Source organism: Vibrio sp. 2130-1 (assembly GCF_033339515.1).
This window is the reverse complement of the sequence record NZ_JAWOUT010000579.1, coordinates 1-557: the sequence shown is the minus strand read 5'-3', so window position 1 is coordinate 557 and position 557 is coordinate 1. Positions and strand designations below refer to the sequence as shown.

The window sequence follows — 557 nt, the reverse complement described above, 5'->3', positions numbered from 1 at the left end:
TGATCTGATCAACCAATCATCAATCGTTGTGGATTATCAACACGCTTTACTCGGCAATGACAGCTTTGAGGGGGATAAAGTCTGGGCCATTGAAGCGACGGCTAAACCTGATGCGCCTGTTGTTTGGAACAAAGTTACGTTGTGGATTTCTCAGTCGACTTATTTGCTACGCAAAGTGGAATTTTATGATGAGTTCGATGAACGAGTGAATGTGTTGACGACTTACGACGTTAAAGAGTTAGGCGGTAGAAAGATAGCGACGCGAATGGAGATGAAACCCGTCGATAAACCGGGGAATAAAACCATTTTTACCACGCATCAGGCACAGTTTGACTTCGATATAAATGATGACTTTTTCTCGCAGCAGCAAATGAAATCCCTGCGTGATTAACTTGCGGTAGAGACGAACAAAAGAGAGGGGTGAGAAGCGGATGCTCATCAAACTTGCATGGCGCAATTTATGGCGGCAAAAAAGGCGGACGTTACTGACGGCCACTGCTCTCGCGCTAGTGCTTTTTCTCTCCTTACTCACCAGAGCCTTCCAAGAAGGTAGCTAC

Annotated in this window: 1 protein-coding gene and 1 pseudogene; both read left to right on the top strand. The window is 45.8% G+C overall.

From position 1 onward, the window contains the following. Nucleotides 1-391: outer membrane lipoprotein-sorting protein (locus tag R7Q09_RS27510; protein WP_318144128.1), on the top strand; the 391-nt coding region annotated here is incomplete at its 5' end. Between the two features lie 40 nt (nt 392-431). After that, nucleotides 432-557: pseudogene (locus R7Q09_RS27505) on the top strand (ABC transporter permease); the annotation flags it as partial.